General features: G+C 69.2%; 18 protein-coding genes and 1 pseudogene. 10 read left to right on the top strand and 9 right to left on the bottom strand.

The annotated features are described in order from the left end of the window. Nucleotides 1-66: 66 nt before the first annotated feature. The 9 genes and pseudogenes from MBEBAB_RS09230 to MBEBAB_RS09190 form a co-directional block, all read right to left on the bottom strand. Entirely contained in the window at nucleotides 67-1,434 is a 1,368-nt protein-coding gene (locus MBEBAB_RS09230; RefSeq protein WP_021697700.1) for a S41 family peptidase, read from the bottom strand. A 127-nt stretch (nucleotides 1,435-1,561) separates the two neighbouring features. Continuing rightward, nucleotides 1,562-2,659 carry a murein hydrolase activator EnvC family protein gene (locus MBEBAB_RS09225; RefSeq protein ID WP_021697699.1) on the bottom strand — a complete coding sequence of 366 codons (1,098 nt, stop codon included), beginning with the start codon at nucleotides 2,657-2,659 and terminating at the stop codon, nucleotides 1,562-1,564. Continuing rightward, nucleotides 2,659-3,122: pseudogene (rlmH, locus tag MBEBAB_RS09220) on the bottom strand (23S rRNA (pseudouridine(1915)-N(3))-methyltransferase RlmH). Before rlmH ends, MBEBAB_RS09225 begins: the two are co-directional and overlap by 1 nt. Nucleotides 3,123-3,135: 13 nt before the next feature. Then, the gene (gene rsfS, locus MBEBAB_RS09215; protein ID WP_021697697.1) at nucleotides 3,136-3,492 is read right to left on the bottom strand and encodes a ribosome silencing factor; all 357 of its coding nucleotides are present in this window, start codon (nucleotides 3,490-3,492) and stop codon (nucleotides 3,136-3,138) included. 156 nt (nucleotides 3,493-3,648) lie between these two features. Next, nucleotides 3,649-4,296, bottom strand: coding sequence for a nicotinate-nucleotide adenylyltransferase (locus tag MBEBAB_RS09210; protein WP_021697696.1), 648 nt, complete (start codon nucleotides 4,294-4,296; stop codon nucleotides 3,649-3,651). 79 nt (nucleotides 4,297-4,375) lie between these two features. Next, a complete protein-coding gene (locus MBEBAB_RS09205; protein WP_045319130.1) occupies nucleotides 4,376-5,668 on the bottom strand; it encodes a glutamate-5-semialdehyde dehydrogenase in 1,293 nt (430 codons plus the stop codon). A gap of 50 nt (nucleotides 5,669-5,718) precedes the next feature. Further along, the gene (gene proB, locus MBEBAB_RS09200) at nucleotides 5,719-6,909 is read right to left on the bottom strand and encodes a glutamate 5-kinase (RefSeq protein ID WP_045319129.1); all 1,191 of its coding nucleotides are present in this window, start codon (nucleotides 6,907-6,909) and stop codon (nucleotides 5,719-5,721) included. Between the two features lie 92 nt (nucleotides 6,910-7,001). Further along, on the bottom strand, nucleotides 7,002-8,054 hold the full coding sequence (obgE, locus tag MBEBAB_RS09195; RefSeq protein ID WP_021697693.1) for a GTPase ObgE: 1,053 nt from the start codon (nucleotides 8,052-8,054) through the stop codon (nucleotides 7,002-7,004). 82 nt (nucleotides 8,055-8,136) lie between these two features. Next, on the bottom strand, nucleotides 8,137-9,636 hold the full coding sequence (locus MBEBAB_RS09190) for a helicase HerA-like domain-containing protein (RefSeq protein ID WP_021697692.1): 1,500 nt from the start codon (nucleotides 9,634-9,636) through the stop codon (nucleotides 8,137-8,139). 99 nt (nucleotides 9,637-9,735) lie between these two features. On the opposite strand from MBEBAB_RS09190, the gene MBEBAB_RS09185 reads away from it, so the two are divergent. The 10 genes from MBEBAB_RS09185 to miaB form a co-directional block, all read left to right on the top strand. After that, the gene (locus tag MBEBAB_RS09185; protein WP_021697691.1) at nucleotides 9,736-10,875 is read left to right on the top strand and encodes an AI-2E family transporter; all 1,140 of its coding nucleotides are present in this window, start codon (nucleotides 9,736-9,738) and stop codon (nucleotides 10,873-10,875) included. A gap of 293 nt (nucleotides 10,876-11,168) precedes the next feature. After that, entirely contained in the window at nucleotides 11,169-16,103 is a 4,935-nt protein-coding gene (locus MBEBAB_RS09180) for an NAD-glutamate dehydrogenase (protein ID WP_021697690.1), read from the top strand. Between the two features lie 19 nt (nucleotides 16,104-16,122). After that, on the top strand, nucleotides 16,123-16,590 hold the full coding sequence (locus MBEBAB_RS09175) for a universal stress protein (RefSeq protein ID WP_021697689.1): 468 nt from the start codon (nucleotides 16,123-16,125) through the stop codon (nucleotides 16,588-16,590). Between the two features lie 60 nt (nucleotides 16,591-16,650). Further along, a complete protein-coding gene (locus tag MBEBAB_RS09170) occupies nucleotides 16,651-17,217 on the top strand; it encodes a NifU family protein (RefSeq protein ID WP_021697688.1) in 567 nt (188 codons plus the stop codon). Between the two features lie 49 nt (nucleotides 17,218-17,266). After that, a complete protein-coding gene (locus MBEBAB_RS09165) occupies nucleotides 17,267-17,860 on the top strand; it encodes a helix-turn-helix domain-containing protein (protein WP_021697687.1) in 594 nt (197 codons plus the stop codon). A 66-nt stretch (nucleotides 17,861-17,926) separates the two neighbouring features. Further along, nucleotides 17,927-18,307, top strand: coding sequence for a helix-turn-helix domain-containing protein (locus MBEBAB_RS09160; protein WP_021697686.1), 381 nt, complete (start codon nucleotides 17,927-17,929; stop codon nucleotides 18,305-18,307). Between the two features lie 22 nt (nucleotides 18,308-18,329). Beyond that, entirely contained in the window at nucleotides 18,330-18,974 is a 645-nt protein-coding gene (gene tsaB, locus MBEBAB_RS09155; protein ID WP_021697685.1) for a tRNA (adenosine(37)-N6)-threonylcarbamoyltransferase complex dimerization subunit type 1 TsaB, read from the top strand. Then, the gene (locus MBEBAB_RS09150; RefSeq protein WP_021697684.1) at nucleotides 18,971-19,381 is read left to right on the top strand and encodes a GNAT family N-acetyltransferase; all 411 of its coding nucleotides are present in this window, start codon (nucleotides 18,971-18,973) and stop codon (nucleotides 19,379-19,381) included. The genes tsaB and MBEBAB_RS09150 overlap by 4 nt, the downstream gene beginning before the upstream one ends. 40 nt (nucleotides 19,382-19,421) lie before the next feature. Then, nucleotides 19,422-19,892, top strand: coding sequence for a Fur family transcriptional regulator (locus MBEBAB_RS09145; protein WP_021697683.1), 471 nt, complete (start codon nucleotides 19,422-19,424; stop codon nucleotides 19,890-19,892). A gap of 49 nt (nucleotides 19,893-19,941) precedes the next feature. After that, nucleotides 19,942-21,342 (top strand): tRNA (N6-isopentenyl adenosine(37)-C2)-methylthiotransferase MiaB (gene miaB, locus MBEBAB_RS09140; RefSeq protein ID WP_045319125.1); only part of this gene is annotated, 1,401 nt, incomplete at its 3' end.

Genomic DNA, 21,342 nt, shown 5'->3' with positions numbered 1-21,342 from the left:
GACTAACGCCCCATGTTCGCAGTGCGCCGGTTAAGAAAGCCTAACGCGGCGTTCACCATGTAACGATCAGTCCTCGGGGCCGGTCTCCGCCACGCGGATGGTCTCTTCCGGCTCGGGCAGGGTGACCACCACGGTCTCCGGCGCGGCGGCCAGCTGGGCCAGGTTTCCGCCGGCGCGAAGCACGTCCAGCGCCCGCTGCAGCTGGTAATCCTCGTCCTCGGGGTGATCCTCGCCCGGCGCTTCGCGCGGCGTGTGCGCCCCGCGCCGCTCGGCCCCGATGGAGGAGTCCAGGGCGTTGGAATAGGCCGCTTCGCTGTAGATGAAGGACGAACGCGAGACGATGCGCGCCTCGGCGGCGGTGCGCGCCACCTCAAGATCCGGCTCGATGCCGATCTTCTGGATCGACTGGCCAGAGGGGGTGTAATAGCGCGCCGTGGTGATCGACAGGGCCCCGTCGCGGCCTTCGCGCAGCGGCAGAACCGTCTGCACCGAGCCCTTGCCGAAGCTGGTCAGTCCCACCAGCGTGGCCCGCTCGTGATCCTGGAGAGCCCCCGCCACGATCTCCGACGCCGAGGCCGAGCCATAGTTGATCAGCACCGCGATGGGCAGGCCGTCGGCCAGATCCCCGGCCTGGGCGGCGTAACGCTCGATCTGTTCGGGGGTGCGGCCGCGCTGGCTGACGATCTCGCCCCGCTCCAGGAAGGCGTCCGACACGGCGATGGCGGCGGTCAGCAGGCCCCCGCCATTGTTGCGCAGATCGAGCACGTAGCCCTGGATGTTCGGGTTCTCTGCCTTCAACTCGGCCATGACCGTGTTCAACTCACGGCCGGTGTTCTCGTTGAAGGTGGCCACGCGGATATAGGCGAACTCGCCTTCCATGCGGCCGGTGACCGAATCCACGCGGATCACCTCGCGGGTCAGGACCACCTCGCGCGGCTCCTCGCCGTCGCGCATGAAGGTGACGGTGACGTCAGTTCCCGCCGCGCCCCGCAGGCGCTCGGACACCTGGCTGACCGTCAGGCCCGCCGCGCTCTGGCCCTCGATGGCCGAGATGACATCGCCGGGCTGCACGTCCGCGCGCGCCGCCGGGCCGCCGTCCATGGGCGAGATCACCTTCACCAGACCGTTCTCGGACGTAATCTCCAGGCCCACCCCGGAGTAGGAGCCTTCGGTGCGCTCGCGCAGATTGTCGAAATCCTCCGGCGCCATGTAGCTGGAGTGGGGGTCCAGCGCCGTCATCATGCCGCGCAGGGCCGCCTGGATCAGGTCGGTGTTGTCCACCTCGACCACATAGGCCCGCTCCACGATGGCCAGGACGTCGCCGAACAACTCCAGCATGCGGAAGGTTTCGCTGCGGGGCGTCTGGCTGGCCACGGCCATGGCGCTGCCGCCAAGGGCGATGGAGGCGGCGCCGATCAGAAGCAGTTTGCGCATTCGGTCTCTCGATATCGGGAAGGATCGCAGGGTCATATCAGTCACCCCCACAGCGACGAAATCATGGCGTGAGGCCTTTGGTCCATAAAATCAGGCGCAAAGCCCCGCGTCGAGCGTCTTGGCCTGATCATTCCAGCCATGGCGAGGGGTCCACCGGGCGATTGTCCCGGCGCAGTTCGAAATAGACCTCGGCCTCGGCGCCCTCGGGCAGTCGCCCCAGGGTTTCGCCATCCTCGACCCGGTCGCCGGTGCCCACGGCCAGAGGCCCGAGCCCGGCGATGACGGCGCGCCAGCCGGGCGACAGATCCAGGATCACCACTTCGCCCCAGCCGTCCAGGGGGCCGGCGTGCTCCACCACTGCGTTCATGGGCGCCCGGATCTCCGCCCCGCCGTCGGCCCGCCAGGTCCATCCCCGCGTGGCGCGACTGTATCGAGCGTTCGGCGGTCCCTCCACTGGCGCGGTCAGCTGGTCCCGCCCGCCCGGCGCGGCTGCGGTGGCGGAACGGGCGGCGCCCGGCTCGAGCGGCGCCGGCGACCCACCCAGCGCCTCGATGCGCGCCTCCAGCGTCCGCGCCGCCCGTTCGGCCCGCTCGGCGTCGGCCCGCAGGATGACGGCCAGCTCACGGCGGCGGCCACGCAAGGTTTCGATCTCGGCCCGCCGGTTCATCTGGGCGCTCTCGGCGGTGAACAGCGCCTCGCTGGCCAGGGCGGCGCGGCGGCGGGTGTGTTGAATCTCGGCTTGTTGCTCCAGCAGGGCGTCGGCGCGCTCGCGCAAGGCCGGCGCCATGGCCTGCATCAGGATGGCGGCGCGCACGGTGTCCACGGCCCGGTCGGCGGGGATCAGCAGCGGCGGCGGCGGCTCGCGGCTCATCATCTGCAGCGACGACAGCAGCCGGCCCTGACGGGCCCGCTCGCCGCTCAGCTGCGCCAGCAGGACCGCCTCGCGCTCGCCCAGTTCGGCCAGGCGCGCCCGCTGGGCGTTGATGGCGGTGGTGTCGCCCTCATCCTCCAGCGCCAGACGCCGCAGATCCTGATCCAGCCGCGCCACCTCCTCGGCGGCGTCCTCGGCGTCGGCGCGCAGGCGGCGGGCGCGCAACTGCTCCTCACGGTGCTCCACGCGCAGGCGCGCCAGCTCCTCGGCGGGCGCGTCGGCGCGTTGACCGACGGCGGGCGGCGCGGCCGTGAGAACGGCCAGAATCAGGAGCAGGGGGCGAAGCGATGACATCAATCGCGATGATAGGGTGATCCGGCCATGATGGTCACCGCCCGGTAGACCTGCTCCGCCAGCATCGCCCGGGCCAGGGCGTGGGGCCAGGTCTGTGGACCGAAGGCCAGGGTCGATCGTGCCGCGTCCAGCACCGGGCGGTCCAGCCCGTCGCTCCGCCGATGGCGAACACCAGCCGGCGCTCGCCCTGATCCCTCAGGCCCGCGATGTGATCGGAAAAGGCGCGCGATCCGTAGGTGCGCCCCCGTTCGTCGCACGCGATCAGGTGGGCGCCCTCGGCGGCGGTCAGGATCATTTCAGCCTCCGGCGCCTTGCCGGGCTTTTTCGGATCAAGATCGATCAGCTCCACGGGGCCGAGACCCAGGGCGCGGCCCGCCGCCGTGGCGCGACGCACATAGTCGTCGGCCAGTTGGGCCTCCGGGCCGCGGCCCGCTTTTCCGATGGCGATGATGCCGATGCGCACCGGGCGCGGCGCGTCAGGCCGACTGGGTCCGGTGGGCCGAGTCCACCGACCAGATCTTCTCGATGTTGTAGAAGGTGCGCACTTCGGGGCGGAACAGGTGGACGATCACGTCGCCCGCATCGATCAGCACCCAGTCGCAGTGCGGCAGGCCCTCCACCTTGGCCTTGCCAAGGCCGTGCTCCTTGAGCAGGCGCAGCAGGTGGTCGGCCAGGGCGCCCACGTGACGCTGCGACCGGCCGGAGGCCACGATCATGGTGTCGGCCATGGGACTCTTGCCCTTCAGGTCGATCAGAACGATCTCCTGCGCCTTGTCATCATCCAGGCGTGCAAGAATGGCCGCTTCCAGGCCGGCGGCGTCGATCTCGGGCATTTGGGGGTCTTCTGCGCCGATGGGCGCGGTCGGCTCCATCTCACGCGGGGAGTCGGAAATGGCCGGGGCTTGCGTCTCGGACGCGGGCGAGGGGGACAGCGAAGTGCTCCACATTGACTGACTTGAACCGCATCCTAGCACGGATGGCCGCGGCGGTCACCCGGCGGCCCGTATCGCCGTGGAGGAGGCCCGGTTCAGGGGCGCGGTCAGGTAGGTCCAGGCCGGCGCGGCGGCATCCGGCAACAGGCGGGCCTGCTCCTGGGGCACGCGGAAGGCGGCGTAGCGACGCGCCGCCGGGGCGGTGCGGCTTTGAAGCTGGGAGCCCGGCCGGGCGATCACGGCCATGGGCATGGCGGCGGCGATGTCGGTCCAGCCGCGCCAGCGATGGAACGTCGCCAGATTGTCCGATCCCATCAGCCACACGAACTTGACGCCGGGGTGCCGTGCGGTGACGGCGCGCAGGGTGTCCACGGTCCAGCGACAGCCCACCCGGCTCTCGAAGTCCGACACCACCATGGCCGGGCCGCGCGCGAATTCCCGCGCCGAGGCCATGCGCTCGACCAGCGGGGCGGTCTCGCTGTCGTCCTTGAGGGGGTTCTGCGGCGAGACCAGCCAGATCACCCGGTCCAGGCCCAGCCGCTGCATGGCTGTTTCGGCCACATGGGCGTGGCCCTCATGGGCCGGATTGAAGGAGCCGCCCAGCAGCCCGACCTTCAGCCCCGGCTCAAGCCGCAGGCCGTCGCGCAACAGCCCCGGTCGGGGACCGGCGGAGCGGGGCGCGGGGCCGGCGTGGAAAAAGGCCAAGGGCGGGGGCTCGGAGAGGCGCAGGAGCGACTTATGCTCACCCGCGCCCTAACACGCCCGCCCCATGTTGTCGCGCGGATTACGGACGAATCTGGCCCTTGCCGCGGATGACGTATTTGAAGCTGGTGAGCTGCTCGGCGCCGACAGGGCCGCGCGCGTGCAGCCGGTCGGTGGAAATGCCGATCTCGCCGCCGAAGCCGAACTCGCCGCCGTCGGCGAACTGGGTCGAGGCGTTGGCCAGCACGATGCCCGCATCCACCTGGGCCAGGAACCGTTCTACGGCCTTGTCGTCCGAGGCGACGATGCATTCGGTGTGGCCCGAGCCGTAGGCGTCGATGTGCGCGATCGCCTCGTCGATGCCGTCCACCACCTTCACAGCGATGATGGCCTTGAGGTATTCGGTGGCCCAGTCTTCGTCGGTTGCCGCACTGGCGGCCGGAACCAGCGCCTGGGCGGCGGCGTCGCCGCGCAGTTCACAGCCCTTGTCGGCCAGATCGGCGGCGATCTTCGGCAGCAGGTCAGCGGCCACGCTGCGGTCGATCACCAGGGTCTCGGCGGCGCCGCAGACCGAGACGCGGCGCATCTTGGCGTTCACCGCTACGGCGCGGGCGGTGTCGGGATCGGCGCTTTCATGGACATAGACGTGATTGACGCCTTCCAGATGGCCCAGCACGGCCACGCGGGCGTCGCTCTTGACCCGCTCGACCAGAGACCGGCCGCCGCGCGGGATCAGCAGATCGATGGAGCCGTCCAGCCCGCTCAGGATATGGCCCACCGCTGCGCGGTCGCGGGTGGTGACCATCTGCACCGCGTCCGCCGGCAGGCCGGCGGCGGTCAGGCCCTCGATCAGGGCGCCGTGGATGGCGAGATTGGAGCGCAGGCATTCGGAACCCCCGCGCAGGATCACCGCATTGCCCGCCCGCACGGCCAGGGCGGCGGCGTCGGCGGTCACATTGGGGCGGCTTTCATAGATGATGGCCAGCACGCCGATGGGGGTGCGGACCCGGGCGATGTCCAGCCCGTTCTCGGGTGTCCAGCGCGCTGTCTCGGCGCCGACCGGGTCGGGAATGGCGGCGATGGAGTCCAGCGCCCTGGCCACGCCCTCCAACCGGGCTTCGTCCAGACCCAGCCGGTCCAGCATGGCTGAATCCATGCCCTTTTCCCGGGCCGCGTCCTGATCGGCGGCGTTGGCCTTCAGCACGTCGGCGGCGCGGGCGCGCAGGGCCTTGGCCATGCCGCTGATGGCCCTGGTGCGGGCCTCGGGCGAGGCCAGGGCCAGCTGACGGGCGGCGGCGCGAGCGCGGCGGCCCATGGCCAGCATGTCCTGTTCCAGATCGGCGGCGTCGACGGGCGGCGGGGCGGTCTTGGTCATCACAGTCATGCCCTTAACATCGCCTCAAACCCTGAAATTTCAAGGCCCGGTCAGCGTTTGGCCCGCTTCGGGCGGACATTGTGCGGGCCCCGTGTCTCCACCACCGTGTCCCTCAGGGACAGGTCGTCGGCGTGAATCACCACTGGTCCGCCCGCATAGCCGAGCGCCTCCTTGAGGGCGCCGGAGCGCAGGCCCTTGATCCTCTCCAGGTCCTTGACGTCGTAGCGCACCAGGCCGCTGGCCAGGTCGGCGCCCGTCTCGTCCAGCAGCACCACGGTGTCGCCCTTGCCGAACGTGCCCCGGACCTCTTTCACGCCCACGGCCAGCAACGACTTTCCCGAGATCAGGGCCCGCTTGCAGCCGGCGTCCACAACCAGCTCGCCGCGTGTGGCCAGGGAGCCCCCGATCCACTGCTTGTATGCGTCCTTCACCGTCGTCGAGGCGGCGATGACCGTGCAGCGGCGCCCCTGCTCCAGATGCTGGGAGCCGCGCGTCTTTGCCCGGCCCGCCGCGATCAGGGTGATGCAGCCCGCCTCCGAGGCGATGCGCGCGGCCATGACCTTGGTGGCCATGCCGCCGGTGCCCACGCCCGCTTCGGCATTGGCGCCGGTGGCCATGGCCTCGATCTCGGGCGTCAGGGTCTCGATGTAGGGGATGTGCTTCGCGTCGGGATCGACGCGGGGGTCGGCGGTGTAGATGCCGTCCACGTCCGACAGGAGGATCAGCAGGTCGGCGCTGATCATCTGGGCCACGCGGGCGGCCAGGCGGTCGTTGTCGCCATAGCGGATCTGCTCGGTGACGATGGTGTCGTTCTCGTTGATGATGGGCACCGCGCCCATGCCCAGCAGGGCCCCCACGGTGGCCCGGGCGTTCAGCCAGCGCCGCCTCGTCTCGGTGTCGTCGCGGGTCAACAGGATCTGGGCGGTGATGACGCCGTGCGGGTCGAACGCCTGCTCCCACCCGGCCATCAGCAGCGATTGTCCGGCGGCGGCGGAGGCCTGCTTCTTCTCCAGCCCCGGTCCGCGCGCCTTCGGGCCCAGGCGGCGGCGGCCGAGCGCCACGGCGCCGGACGACACGATCAGCACTTCCTTGCCCTGCTTCCGCCAGCCCGAGATGTCGGCGGCCAGTCCATTCAGCCGCACGTGGTCCACCCGGTTGGTCTTGCGGTCCACCAGCAGGGATGAGCCGATCTTGACCACGATGCGCTTGGACTCGGAGATCACCCGCGCGGCGCGGGTCATGCGCCGGGGCTTGTCGACGTGATCGTCCGTGGCGGCGTCGGTCTGCGTGGTGGTCTGGGCGTCGTCAGTCATGAATTGAATGGGGCGGTCCCTCACGGGGTCCAGCCGCCCTGCGTCTCCTCGGTTGCTTCTTCTTCGGTGGGGATCTCGCCCCGGGTCTTGCGCACCTCGGCCCAGGCGGCGCGCAGCAGTTCAGGCACCCCCTCGCCGGACACGCCGGACACCAGCATGGGGCGTCGGCCCGCCACGGCTTCCAGTTCGGCGGCCTTTTCTTCACGCAGCTCCGGCGTCAAGGCGTCGATCTTGTTCAGGGCCAGGATCTCGGTCTTTTCCCCCAGACCCTCGCCATAGGCTTCCAGCTCGGCGCGGATGGTGCGCCAGGCGCCGGCCACGTCGTCCTGCGTTCCGTCGATCAGATGGATCAGGCTGGCGGTGCGCTCCACATGGCCGAGGAACCGCGTGCCCAGTCCCGCGCCCTCGCTGGCGCCCTCGATCAGGCCGGGGATGTCGGCGATGACGAAGCGCTCGGTCGGGCTCAGGTCCACCACGCCCAGGTTGGGCGTCAGGGTGGTGAAAGGGTAGTCCGCGATCTTGGGCCTGGCCGCGCTGGCCGCCGCCAGGAAGGTGGACTTGCCTGCGTTGGGCAGGCCCGCCAGACCCACATCGGCGATCAGTTTCAACCGCAGCCAGATCCACTTCTCCTGGCCTTCCTGGCCCGGATTGGCGTGGCGCGGGGCCTGATTGACCGGGCCCTTGAAATGGACGTTGCCCCAGCCGCCGTTGCCGCCGCTGAGCAGCTTCACCAGCTTGCCGGGCTCGTCCATGTCCAGCAGGACCGTTTCCTTGTCCTCGTCGAGCACCTGGGTGCCCACGGGCACCTTCAGCACCACGTCCTCGCCCTTGGCGCCGTGCATCTGGCGGCCCTGGCCGTGGTGGCCGGTCTGGGCCTTGAAGTGCTGCTGGTAGCGATAGTCGATCAGGGTGTTCAGCCCTTCGACCGCCTCGATCCAGACGTGGCCGCCCCGGCCGCCGTCGCCGCCGTCCGGTCCGCCGTTGGGAATGAATTTCTCGCGCCGGAACGAGACGGAGCCCGCCCCGCCGTTTCCGGAACGGATATAGATCTTGGCCTGGTCGAGAAACTTCATGACAGGGCTTATGCCGCAATGCGGCATGCAGCGGTAGGGCGCCGCCCATAAACGGCGCAGCGGGCGCCTTCCGAACCGGGGCCTAGCGCCGGCGCAGACCGCCGAGAACGCCGCGCAGGAGTTCGCGGGTGATGGTCGTTCCGGCTGTGCGAAGGACGGACTTGGTCAGAGCCTCCATGGGAGTCTGGCGGTTCGAGGTCCGGCGCCGGGGGGCGGCCTTGGGCCGCGCTGTGGAGCGGGAGGACGTCCGGCTGGGCGTCCGGTCCTCGGCCTCGCGCGCTACCGCTTTTTCCTCCGCCGCCTGGGCTTCGGCGCGGGCGGTGAGGATTTCGTGGGCGGATTCGCGATCCACGGTCTGTTCATAGACGCCGCGCACGGGGCTTTGGGCCATGATCTGGGCGCGTTCGGCGTCGGTGGCGGGTCCGAGGCGGCTGGCGGGCGGACGGATCAGGGTGCGGGCCACCACTGTCGGCGCACCCTTTTCGTCCAGCACCGAGACCAGGGCCTCGCCCACGCCGAGCGACTGGATGGCCTCGGCGGTGTCGAAGGCGGGATTGGCGCGGAACGACCCGGAGGCGGCCTTCAGACCCTTCTGCTCGGCCGGGGTGTAGGCGCGCAGGGCGTGCTGGATGCGGTTGCCGAGCTGGCCCAGCACGCTGTCGGGGATGTCGGCCGGGTTCTGGGTGACGAAATAGACGCCGACGCCCTTGGAGCGGATCAGGCGCACCACCTGTTCGACCTTCTCCACCAGCGCACGCGGAGTGTCGTCGAACAGCAGGTGGGCCTCGTCGAAGAAGAACACGAGACGCGGCTTCTCCGGATCACCCACCTCGGGCAGTTGCTCGAACAACTCCGACAGCAACCAGAGCAGGAAGGCCGCGTACAGCCGCGGGCTGGACATCAGCCGGTCTGCCGCCAGAACATTGACCTGACCGCGCCCGTCCAGACCGGTGCGGATCATGTCCTCCAGCCGCAGCGCCGGCTCACCGAAGAAGGCGCCGGCCCCCTGGCGCTCGAGCGCCAGCAGGGACCGCTGGATGGCGGCGATGGAGGCCGGGGCCACATGGCCATAGGCCTTGCCGATCTCAGACGCATTTTCAGCCACATGGGTCAGCAGGGCGCGCAGGTCGTCCATATCCAGCAGCAGCAGCCCCTCCTTGTCCGCCACATGGAAGACCACCGAGAGCACATCGGTCTGGACGTCCGAGAGCTCCAGCATCCGCGCCAGGAGCAGGGGCCCCACCTCGCTGACCGTGGCGCGCACCGGGTGGCCCTTTTCACCGAACAGGTCCCAGAAAACCGTGGGGGCGGCGGCGGACTGGAGGTCCAGACCAATGGCCTGCGCGCGGGCCAGCAGTTTCTCATTGGGCGTTCCGGCCACGCAGATTCCGGACAGGTCGCCCTTCACGTCGGCGCAGAAGACCGGGACGCCGGCGTCGGAGAATCCCTGGGCCATGATCTGGAGGGTCACGGTCTTGCCCGTGCCGGTGGCGCCGGCCACCACCCCGTGGCGGTTGGCGCGGTCCAGCCTGAGGAACTGCGCCTCCTCGGCCTTGCCCAGAAACAGGTTGGTGTCGGCCATGGCGGGGTCTCCTCATTGTCGTGGGCCCGATTGTTAGCGCAGTCGCGGAGCGGCGCCACCGGCGATTGACGCGCGCCGCCCCGACGCGGACAAGGAGGCATGAAATCGCCCATCACCCTGCCCGGCTCGGCCGTGTCCCGAAACGCCCTGGTCATCCTGGCCGTGGTGGCGGCCGGGGCGGCCATCTACTGGCTCAGCGACATCCTGACGCCGCTGGCCATGGCCATCTTCCTGCTGATCATGATCGACGGGGTGCGGCGGGGCATCGAGACACATGTGGGACTGGGGCCGGGGCTGTCCATGACCGCCGCTGTGACCCTTGTTCTGTTGGGCTTCATCGCCTCCATCTGGATCATCGTGGACGGGGCGGCGGGGTTCATCGCCCAGGCCACGGGGGTGGTGGAGCGGCTGGACGCCATCATCGCCGACATGGCCGGCCTGATCGGCATCGAGGTTGCGCCCACCGCGCGCGAGCTGATCGGCGAGGTGAATCTGCGCGGCCTGCTGGCCGACGTGGCCATGGACCTCCAGAACATCGCCACCGGCGCCTTCTTCGTGCTGATCTATCTGGGTTTTCTGATCGCCTCCCAGGTCGGCTTCAAGAGGAAGGTGGTGAACATGTTCCCCCGCCGTCACGACCGGCAGGAGGCCATGGAGATTTTCGAGCGGGTGCGCGGCGGAGTCGAGGGCTACCTGTGGGTCCAGACCGTGACCGGGGCCATGATCTGCGCGGTGGCCTATGTCCTGATGCGCGCGGTGGGGCTGGAGAACGCCGGCTTCTGGACCTTCGTCATTTTCATCGTGGGCTATATCCCGATCCTGGGCGGCGCCATCGCCGGATTGGCCCCGCCGCTGTTCGCCCTGGTGCAGTTCGAAACCTATTGGCAGGCGGTGGTGCTGCTGACGGGCCTGCAGGCGCTGCTGTTCATCATGGGCAATGTGATCCAGCCCCGCATGCAGGGCGACAACCAGAACATCGACCCGGTGGTGGTGCTGTTGTCACTGGCTTTCTGGGGCCAGCTCTGGGGCGTGGTGGGCATGTTCCTCTCCACCCCTCTCGCCGTGATGGCCATGGCGATCCTCGCCGAATTCAAGGGTTCGCGCTGGATCGCCGTGCTGCTGTCGGGGGACGGAGACCCCTATGCCGACGATCACCGCGAGCCCGACGACAAGCCGGTCAAGCCGTCGCTTCTGGACAGGCTGCGGCGGAAAGACGCGGACGGCACGACCGCCACTTGATCGCCGCTTTCGCCCCCCTATCTGGGCATCAGCAGCCCGGCCTTCCCTCCCCCTCCCGACGGCCGGGCCAGCGGTCGATCCTCTCCCCTCCCCGGATCGGCCATAGAGACCGCCGGACGCCCCGCGTCCGGCGGTTCTCAATTCCGGTCCCGTCATCCCCATTCTTCCCCCTTTCGCAGAACGCACGGCTGGACTAGCTAGCGCGAAACGGTTGATCGGCCGCACAACACGGCTAGGGTCAGCCTCAAGATCAGAACAAAGCGGCCCTGGGTCGCGGCTCGGACGGAAACATCATGCGCGGCGAAAACCGGACCCCGGCGAAGGATTCCAACGCGGGGGCGGACGAACCGATAACCCTTGAGGTCTTGAGCCGGCGGTTCATCAAGGCCCTGGGCGCCAAGGGCGCGCCTGACGCCTTGCAGGCGGCGTTCCTGCGCCAGGCGTTCGAGGACTATGAGGCCGACGAGACGCCGGAGGTGGGGCCCGACGACCTCGCCTGCGTCCTGGCGGCCTTCTGGCTGCTGGGCGAGAAGCGCAAGACCGGCGACGCGCCCCTGATCGACATCGCCCCCATGCTGGACTGCAAGGGCGAGGCGTTGGGCTATGACGCCATCCAGGTGATCCAGGACGACGCGCCGTTCCTGGTGGACAGCGTCATGGGTGATCTGGCCGCCGCCGGCGTCTCTGTACGCGCCATGTTCCATCCGCTTATCGAAGTCGGTCGTGACAAGGCCGGCGCGCGGCTCGGGGCCCAGACGCGTGAGTCCATGATTCTGGTCCTGGTCGACACCCTGCCGCCCGAGCGGCGCGCGGCGGTGGCCGCCAGTCTGGCCGAGACCCTGTCCGATGTGCGCGCCGCCGTCGCGGACCACGGACGCATGGCGAAGCTGATGCAGCGCTGCCTCGACGATCTGAACAGCCAGGCGCCGGAGATGGACGCTGAGGCGCTGGAGGAGAATCTCGCCTTCCTGAAATGGCTGAACGCCGACCATTTCGTCTTCCTCGGGGCCCGGGAGTACGAGTTCCCCCGCACCCCTGACGGCGCCTATGAAGCCGAGGCTCCGCTGTCGCAGTCCGGCGAGGGGCTGGGCGTGCTGCGCGATCCGGAGCGCCGCGTGCTGCGTCGGGCCAGCGAGCCCGCCGTCCTGACCAAACAGATGAAGCGCCAGCTGAACCTGGGCGAGCCGGTCAGCGTGGCCAAAGCCAACCTCCGCAGCCGCGTCCACCGCCGGGCCTACATGGATTATGTGGGGGTCAAGCGCTACGGCGCCGATGGCAAGGCGGCGGGCGAGACCCGCTTCGTAGGCCTCTTCACCGCCGAGGCCTATGACCGGTCGGCGTCCGAGGTCCCGTTGATCCGGCGTAAGGTCAGGAACGCCCTGGAGCGCGCCGGCAAGGCGCCGGGCAGCCACAACCACAAACGCCTGAAGAACGTCCTGGAGAATTATCCCCGGGACGAGCTGTTCCAGATGAGCGAGAACGAGCTGCTGGAGATTTCTCTGGGCGTCCTGCACCTGATGGACCGGCCCAGGGTCAAGATCTTCGCGCGCAAGGACCCGTTCGACCGCTTCGTCTCGGTGCTGACCTATGTGCCGCGCGAGCGTTACGACGCCAGCGTGCGAGAACGCATCGGCCGCATCCTGGCGGCGGCCTGGGGCGGGCGGCTCTCAGCCTGGTACCCGCAACTGAGTGACGCGCCTCTGGTGCGCATCCACTACATCATCGGCGTCGAGCCGGGCGACCATCTTGAGCCCGATGTGGCGGACGTGGAGTCCATGGTGGTGGACACCAGCCGAAGCTGGGCGGACCGCTTCGAGAGCGCCGCGCGCCGGGCGGGTGTGGCCGAAGCCCAGATCGGGGCCCTGACCTCCAAATGGTCCGAAGCCTTCAGTCCCGGTTATCGCGACCGCTATGACGCCATCGAAGCGGTGACGGACCTGTTCGAATTCGATGTGCTGGGCGAGGAAGGCCAAGGCTCTCCCGTGGCTGTGCGGGCCTTCCGCCTGCCCGAGGACACGCCCCTGCAGTTCCGCTTCAAGCTGTACCGCCGCGGCGACCCGGCGCCGCTGTCCGACGTCCTGCCGATCCTGGCGGACATGGGTCTCAAGACCATCGAGGAGTACGGGCATTCGCTGAAGCCCGCCGGCGACACCCCGGTGCATGTGCACGAGTTCCTGCTGGAGGATCCGCGCGGCCAGAACCTCAACTTCAGCGACGTGAAGACGCCGTTCGAAGATGCGTTCGCGGCGGTGTGGACCGGCCGTACGGAGAGCGACGGCTTCAACCGGCTGGTGATCGAACTGGGCGTCGACTGGCGCCAGGCGGCCCTGATCCGCACCCTGGCGCGTTACCGCCAGCAGACCGGCCTGGACCCCAGCCAGGCGGTGCAGGAGGAGGCCCTGCGCGAGCATTCGGTGGTGGCGCGCGCCCTGCTCTCCCTGTTCTACGCCAAGTTCGACCCTGCCGACGGAGGGGCGGCGGCGAAGCGCGAAGCCGCGGTGAAAGAGCTTGTCGACAAGATCGACCGGGCGCTGCAGGATGTGGCCAGCCTCGATCACGACCGGGCCCTGCGCCGGCTGTCGCTGCTGATCCAGGCGATCAAGCGGACCAACTATTTCCAGACCGGCGAAGACGGCGAGTCCAAGCCCTACATCTCCATCAAGATCGCCTCGCGCGAACTGGCGGACGTTCCCGCCCCCAAACCCTATCGCGAGATTTTCGTCTGGGCGCCCCATGTGGAAGGCGCCCACCTGCGCTTCGGCCCCGTGGCGCGTGGCGGCCTGCGCTGGTCTGACCGGCGCGACGATTTCCGCACCGAGGTCCTGGGTCTGGTCAAGGCGCAGCAGGTCAAGAACGCGGTCATCGTGCCCGTGGGCTCAAAGGGTGGGTTCTATCCCAAGCAGCTTCCGCGCGGCGGAAGCCGGGACGCCGTCCAGGCCGAGGCGATCCGCGCCTACAAGACCTTCCTGTCCGGATTGCTGGACCTGACGGACAACATCGTGGCCTCCGGGGCGGTGGTCCGCCCGCCCGCTGTCGTCGCCTGGGAAGGGGATGACCCCTATCTGGTCGTGGCCGCCGACAAGGGCACGGCCACCTTCTCGGACATCGCCAACGGCGTCTCGGCCGACTACGGCTTCTGGCTGGGCGACGCCTTCGCCTCGGGCGGCTCGGCCGGCTACGACCACAAGGAGATGGGCATCACTGCCCGCGGGGCCTGGGAGGCGGTCAAGCGCCACTTCCGCGAGATGGGCAAGAACATCCAGGCCGAGCCCTTCACGGTGGTGGGCGTGGGCGACATGTCCGGCGATGTGTTCGGCAACGGCATGCTGCTGTCGAAACAGATTCGACTGGTGGCGGCCTTCGATCACCGGGACATCTTCATCGACCCCGATCCTGATCCGGCGACGTCCTTCAAGGAACGTCAGCGGCTGTTCGAACTGCCCCGTTCGTCCTGGCAGGACTACGACAAGTCCAAGCTCTCCAAGGGCGGCGGCGTGTTTTCGCGTTCCGCAAAGTCCATCAAGCTGACGCCCGAGATCAAGGCGGCGCTGGAGATCGAGGCGAACGAGGTCGATCCCTTCACCCTGATGAAGGCCATCATCACCGCGCCGGCCGAACTGCTCTATTTCGGCGGCATCGGCACCTATGTGAAGGCGGCCCAGGAAAGCGATCTTCAGGTTGGCGACAAGGCCAATGACGCCATTCGCGTCAACGGCGTCGATCTGCGGGCAAAGGTGGTGGGCGAGGGCGCCAATCTGGGCCTGACCCAGGCCGGACGGATCGGCTTCGCGCGCAATGGCGGACGCATCAACACCGACGCCATCGACAATTCGGCAGGGGTGGATTCCTCCGACCACGAGGTCAACATCAAGATCCTGACCGGCTCGGCCATCGTGGCCGGCAAGCTGAAGGACAAGGACCGCAACGCCCTGCTGGCGTCCATGACCGAGGACGTGGCCCGCAAGGTGCTGGTGCACAACTACGATCAGACCCTGGCCATCAGCCTTCAGGAGCGCAACGCCGCCACGGAACTGGAGGCCCAGATCCGGTTCATGAACCGGCTGGAATCCGAGGGAAAACTGGATCGGACGGTCGAGGGGCTTCCCGGCGACGCGCGGCTGACCGAGATGCAGGCGTCCAGGGGGGGGCTGACGCGGCCCGAGCTGTCGGTCCTGACCGCCTATTCCAAACTGGAGCTGGCCGAGGACATCGTAGCTTCCGCGGCGCCGGAGGATCCCTTCTTCGAACGCGTGCTGGAGGGCTATTTCCCCGAGGCGCTGGGCAAGTTCGGCAAGGCCATGAACAGCCACCGCCTGCGCCGCGAGATCGTGGCCACGGTGCTGTGCAACGACATCGTCAACATGTGCGGGCCCACCTTCCCCGAGCGCCTTAGGGTCAGCGCCGAATGCGACACCACCGCCCTGGTGATCGGGTTCGAGGCGGCGCGGCGCATCTTCCGCCTGGACGAGGCGTGGGACGCGGTTTCGGCCCTGGACGGCAAGATCGACGCCGAAGCACAGTTGAGGCTGTACGAAGAGATCGCCGTGGTTCTGCGCCGCCACACCTTCTGGTTGGCGCGCCGCGTCGCCCGTCAGAACATGGGCGGGGTGGGTGACCTGATAAAGGCCTATCGCCAGGCGGCGGACGACCTGCGCGACGCGGGCGGCTCGGTCCTGTCGCGATTCGAGCAGGCCCGGCTGAAGACGCGCAAGGAAACCTTTGTCGAGGCGGGGTCGCCGCGCGAACTGGCCGCCACCATCGCCCTGATGCGGCCCATGGTGGCGGCCAGCGACATCGCCGATCTGGCGCGCGAACTGAAATGGTCCGCGCCGGCCATGGCGCGGCTGTATCACCAGGTCGGGGCGGCTTTCGATCTGGACCGACTGCGCGCCGCGGCCGGGTCGCTGGCCTCTGCCGACCACTATGAGCGGCTGGCCGTGCGACGGATGGTCGAGGACTTCATGGCCGAGCAGGTGGTCATCACCCGCGCCGTGGCCAGGGGCTGCAAGGAAGCCGTGGGCGAAAGTGAGAAGACCGCCGAGGCGGCCGTGGACGCCTGGGTCGGTGATCGCCTGGGCATCGCCGAGGGCGTGCGCAGCACCGTGGACGAGATCGAGCAGTCGTCCCACGGCTGGAGCTTCGCCAAGCTGACCATCGCCAATGTGGCTGTGCGCGACTTCGCCGCCGCGGCCGCCCAATCCATGGCCGCGACCAAACGGTCCGGCTGAACCAGGGCAGGGGCTGATCATGGCGCGCAAGTTCCTGGTGGTGGTGGATGACACCCCCGAGTTCGATTCGGCCCTGCGTTTCGCCGCCCGCCGCGCCCGGTCCACCGGCGGGCGCGTGGTGCTGTTGCGCGCCATTCCGCCCTCGGCCTTCGAGCACTGGTCCGGCGTACGTGAGGAGATCGAGCGGCAGCAGCGGGAGGAGGCCGAGGCCCTTCTCAACCGCTTTGGCGAAAAGGCCGCCGACCTGTCCGGCGCGGCGCCCGTGTTCCTGGTGGAGGAGGCCGAGACCCGCGACGCCATCATCAAGGCGGTGGACGCGGATCCTGAAATCAAGATCCTGGTCCTCGCCGCCGCCGTCGGCACGCGCGGACCCGGGCCGCTGGTGGCGGCCATCGCCAAGGAGGGCGCCGGCGTGGGCGGTCGTCGTCTGCCGGTCACCGTGGTGCCGGGCGACCTGACCGACGAGGAGGTCGAGGACCTAGCCTGACCCGGCTCGCAGGCGGCGCGTGCTCTTGCGAAGCGGGCAGCGGACGCGCATCTGAGGCCCATGTTCATCCAGACCGAAGCCACCCCTAACCCCAACGTCGTCAAATTCCTGCCCGGCCGCGACGTCTCGCCAGACCGCGCCCTGGAGTTTCGAACCATCGACGAGGCCCAGGTCTCGCCCCTGGCCGAGGGACTGTTCCAGCTGGAAGGCGTCGAGGGCGTGTTCTTCGGGGCCGACTACGTGGCCGTGACGCGGGCGGCGGCCGGCCCGGACTGGAGCGCCCTGAAGGCGCCGGTTCTGACCGCCCTGATGGATCATTTCACCTCCGGCGCGCCCCTGACGCGAGGCGAGGCCGCCCAGGCCGACGCCCATGCGGGCGGCGAGGGCGACAGTGAGGTGGTCAAGGAAATCAAGGCTCTGCTGGACACCCGCATCCGCCCGGCCGTAGCCCAGGACGGCGGCGACATCCTGTTCGACCGGTTCGACGAGGCGGACGGGGTGCTGTGGCTGCGCATGCGCGGGGCCTGCGCCGGGTGCCCGTCCTCATCGGCCACCCTCAAGGCCGGTGTGGAGAACATGATGCGCCACTATGTGCCCGAGGTGGCGCGGGTCGAACAGACTTTGTGAAACCAAACGGTCGCTCGCAAACGGTTGCAAGCCGGTTCATTCTGTTTTCATGACGCGATTCCGTGATGATCCCGAGGCCGATGCGCTGGGTCAGGCCCTGGCTGCCCTGCGCAAGGCGCGGGGTCTGAGTCAGGCCGAGGCCGGCGCCCGCATGGGCGTGACCAGCCAGGCCTGGGGTCTCTATGAGGCCGGACGCCGTCCCGGCATGTTCCGGCCGGACGTGCAGCGGCGCCTGACCGCCGCCCTGGATCTGACGCCCGAGGATCTGGCGCTGGAGATGGCCCGTCAGCCCGTCTCCCCCACACGAGCCGCTGAACGGCTTGAGGAAGGCGGACGAGCCTTCTCCGCCAACGGGACGGCGGGGTCCGTTCGGCGGACGCTGCAACTGCGTGATGACGATCTGGCGCCGTGGGCGGGCTCGGGCGTGGTGCTGGTTTATGATCTGGCCGTCTGGCCCCGGCGGGATCAGGGCTGCGTGGTCGAAACGGACGATGGGCCGGTGATCGGTCTCTATCACCGGGGCGACCGCGACACGGTGGTCCTGCGCGGCCCATCGGGCGACAAGCGGGTGCTGGAGCGGAGCCGGATCGGCTCCGTGGGGGCGGTCGTGGCCCGGCTCGAAGGGGTGGGCTGGCCGCAATGAAACAATATGGTTGTATTTTGCGTCTGATAATGAAACCTTGGGGCGCCGCAGCCCACGGAGGTTCCCTTGCCGCGCCGCTCGCCCCATCCCTCGCCCGAGGCGGATCTTCTGGACCGCGACCTGGGCGCGGCCATCCGCCGCTTCCGCACCGATCTGGGCCTGTCCCAGCACGCCCTGGCCGCGCGCCTGTCGCTGAGCGGCCAGCAGCTTCAGAAGTACGAGAGCGGGGCCAACCGGGTGTCGGCCTCGACCCTCTATCGGATCACCCGCGAACTGGACCAGCCGGTGACGGCCTTCTTCCCCGCCCCCGGCGGGCCGGACGGACTGGAGGCGTTGCTGGGAACCCCGGAAGGGCGCGCCCTGTCGCGCGGCTTTTCCCGCATCCACGACATGGCACAGCGCCGCGCGCTGGGGGTGATCGTCGAGGGGTTGGCCCGGAACGCCTGAGGCTTCGGTCGGAGACGGCCCTGTGAAGACCCTGATCATCGACACGGCGCTGGGCGCCTGCACCGCCGTGGCCGCCGACGGCTCGCGCGTGGTCGCCGCCGAAAGCGAGGTCATGGCCCGCGGCCATCAGGAACGGCTGGGCGGCATGGCGCGTGGGGCCATGGCGGCGGCGGGATGGTCCTTCGACCAGCTGGACCGCATCGCCGTGACCACGGGGCCGGGCTCGTTCACCGGCCTGCGCGTGGGCCTTGCCTTTGCCCAGGGCCTCGGGCTGGCGTTGGATCGGCCGGTGGCGGGCCTGTCCACCCTGGCCGCCCTGGCCCGCGACGCGGAGGCGGCGCCCGGCGCGGCGGTCTGGGCCATGATCGATGCCCGCCGGGGCCAGGTCTATGGCCAGCGATTCGTGGATTATACGCCCACGGAAGACCCTGCCGCCCTGGCCATTGAGGACGCGGCGGCCCGCATCGCGGGTGAACACAACACTGTCGTCCTGGTCGGCTCGGGAGCGGTCCTTGTGGCCCCTGCCGGCGCGCGCGTCATGGACAGCGCAGCGCCGTCGCCGGAGGCCCTCGCGCGGCTGGCTGCGGACCAGCCCGACGGCGAGGCCCGGCCGCTCTACTTGCGCGGGCCGGACGCCAAGCTGCCCGGCGGGCGGGATCCATCGTGAGCGACCCGGCCGATCTGGCGGCGATCCACGCCTCGGCCTTCGACGCGGGCTGGGACGCGGCGGCGATCCAGACGCTGCTGGACATGCCCGGCGCCGCGCTGGAGACGGAGGCCGACGGCTTCCTGCTCTGGCGCCGCGCGGCGGACGAGGCCGAGATCGTCACCCTGGCCGTTCGGCCCGAAGCCCGGCGACGGGGTCTGGGCGGGCGGCTGCTGGACAGGGTCCTGGATCGCGCACGCGACCAGGGCGTGGCGCGCCTGTTCCTGGAGGTGGCGCACGACAATGACGCAGCCCTTGCCCTCTATGCCTCCAGGGGCTTCGAACAGGCCGGAGGGCGGCCCGCCTATTACGCCCGCCCGGACGGCGTGAGGGCGGACGCACTGATACTGGCTCTCAACTTGGCCTGAGCGCTTTCCACGCGAGCGAGGGGTGACTATCTTGGCGACCATGGACCGGATCGAGAAACTCTGCGCCGAGCGCGGCATGCGCATGACCGAGCAACGACGCGTCATCGCGCGGGTGCTGTCGGAAGCCGATGACCACCCCGACGTGGAGGAACTGTACCGCCGCGCCTCGGCCATCGATCCGCACATCTCCATCGCCACGGTCTACCGCACCGTGCGCCTGTTCGAAGAGGCGGGCGTGGTCGAGAAGCACGACTTCGGCGACGGGCGCAGCCGCTACGAAGAAGCCGGCGACGATCATCACGACCACCTGATCGACACCAAGTCCGGCGAGGTCATCGAATTCTATGACGCCGAGATCGAGCGGCTGAAGACCGAGATCGCCGAGCGGCTGGGCTTCAAGCTGATCGGCCACAAGCTGGAACTGTACGGCACGGCCATCGAAGGCGCCTCGCCCACCAGTCGCGAGGGCCTGATCTTCACCCGGCACAACCGCCGCACCGAGGACGCTTGATTCTTCGCTTACGCTTGTGGGGGCTGTGCGAAATCCCCATAACCGCGCGATGATCGACGCTGAAGACAAGCCGACGTCCGAACGGGCCGAAAAGCGCCTGTTCATCAAGACTTACGGCTGCCAGATGAACGTCTATGACTCCGAGCGCATGGCCGATGTCCTGCGCCCGCTGGGCTATGCGCCGACCGACACGCCTGAAGATGCCGACTTCGTCATCCTGAATACCTGCCACATCCGCGAGAAGGCGGCCGAGAAGGTCTATTCCGAGCTGGGCAAGCTGCGGATGCTCAAGGACGAGAAGGCGTCGGACGGCCGGGGCGCCATGACCATCGCCGTGGCCGGCTGCGTGGCCCAGGCCGAGGGCGAGGAGATCATGCGCCGCCAGCCCGCCGTGGATCTGGTGGTCGGGCCGCAGGCCTATCACCAGCTGCCCGAGCTGCTGACCCGCACGGCGCGGGCGCGGGGCGAGCGCATCGGGGCGGACTTCGCCCCCAACGCCAAGTTCGACGCCCTGACCACTGAGAAGATCGGAGCGCGGGGCGTGAAGGGTCCGACCGCCTTCCTCACCGTGCAGGAGGGCTGCGACAAGTTCTGCACCTTCTGCGTGGTGCCCTATACGCGGGGCGCCGAATGGTCGCGCCCGGCCGCCGACATCCTGAGCGAGGCGCGCGAGCTGGCGGCGCGCGGCGTGCGCGAGGTCACCCTGCTGGGCCAGAACGTCAACGCCTATGACGGCGCGGGGCCGGACGGCGCGGTCTGGACGCTGGCGCGGCTGGCCTACGGGCTGGCGGAGATCGAGGGGCTGGATCGCATCCGCTATACGACCAGCCACCCCAACGACATGGGCGATGACCTGATCGCGGCCCACGCCGAGCTGGATGCCCTGATGCCCTATCTGCACCTGCCGGTTCAGTCGGGCTCTGACCACCTGCTGCGGCTGATGAACCGCAAGCACGGGCGCCAGAAGTATTTCGACCTGATCGACCGCATCCGCGCGGCCCGGCCGGACATGGCCCTGTCGGGCGACTTCATCGTCGGCTTCCCTGGCGAGACCGACCGGGATTTCGAGGACACCCTCGATCTGGTGCGGCGGGTGAATTACGCCTCGGCCTTCTCGTTCATCTATTCGCCGCGGCCCGGCACCCCGGCGGCGACCATGGCCGCCCAGGTGGAGCCCCATGTGGCGTCTGAACGCCTTCAGGCGCTGCAGGCCCTGCTGTTCGAACAACAGGTCGTCTTCAACCAGTCCCAGGCGGGCAAGGTCCTGCCGGTTCTGTTCGAGCGCAAGGGGCGTCATGGGCTTCAGGCCATCGGCCGCTCGCCCTATCTGCAGTCGGTTCACGTGGAGGACGCCGATCACCTGATGGGGCGGATCGTTCCCGTCCGCATTGAGCGCGGCCAGCAGAACAGCCTGACCGGGGCGCTGGTGGACGCCCCTGAGCACGACGCC

This window comes from Brevundimonas abyssalis TAR-001 (genome assembly GCF_000466985.1).
In the GTDB taxonomy this organism is placed as follows: Bacteria; Pseudomonadota; Alphaproteobacteria; order Caulobacterales; family Caulobacteraceae; genus Brevundimonas; species Brevundimonas abyssalis.
This window is presented reverse-complemented; position numbering and strand designations above follow the sequence as displayed.